This is a genomic window from Ruegeria sp. AL11 (assembly GCF_056540865.1).
In genome coordinates this window covers 1-620 of the sequence record NZ_JBQFXO010000077.1, presented here as the reverse complement: position 1 = coordinate 620, position 620 = coordinate 1, and the positions used below count along the sequence as shown (strand labels likewise).

Genomic DNA, 620 nt, shown 5'->3' with positions numbered 1-620 from the left:
CCGGCATAGGCGCGGCTCCAGTGCGGATTAGGGTGGGTCGCCATGGAATACAGATGCGAAGGAACATCGCAGGCGACGCCAGGATAGGTGTTCTCGCGCCACGTGCCACCGATATCTTCGGCCTTTTCCAGAATGGCGATATCTTTGATGCCACGCTTGCGCGCCTCAAGCGCCATCGTCAGCCCCGAGAACCCGGCACCGATGATCAGCATCTCTGTCGTGTGGTGCATTGAAGCGCCCCTCCTGAAACAACTTTATGGATATCTGTTGCAGATGTCTGCACGTGATTGGCAGTGAAGTAGGTCACACAAGGTAAATTGACCGAACGACCTTACGTGAACAGACATGGCGAAAAACCGTCATCAGGGCGGTGTCGCTTCCTGCAAACACATATCGCAATCAGAGAGGTGAACGCGGCGTAATTCCGCCAGTCTGATTCAAAACAGGAGGATTGCCCCTTGTCGACCCGTACTCTTACACGCGCTGGTGGGCGTTCCGCGCGCCGCGCTCTTCGCACTGCGCCGAATTTTGACATGCTGCCGGGGCTGACACGCGGCATCCCGCATTGCGAAGTTATGGACGGAAGTCAGGTTGAGCTTATCGACAAGGCCGCCATGGAT

General features: G+C 56.6%; 1 protein-coding gene. It reads right to left on the bottom strand.

Annotation, left to right across the window (positions count from 1 at the left end; translation table 11 throughout):
* Positions 1 to 230 (bottom strand): FAD-dependent oxidoreductase (locus ACR0IP_RS23375; protein ID WP_480528192.1); only part of this gene is annotated, 230 nt, incomplete at its 3' end.
* Positions 231 to 620 lie beyond the last annotated feature (390 nt).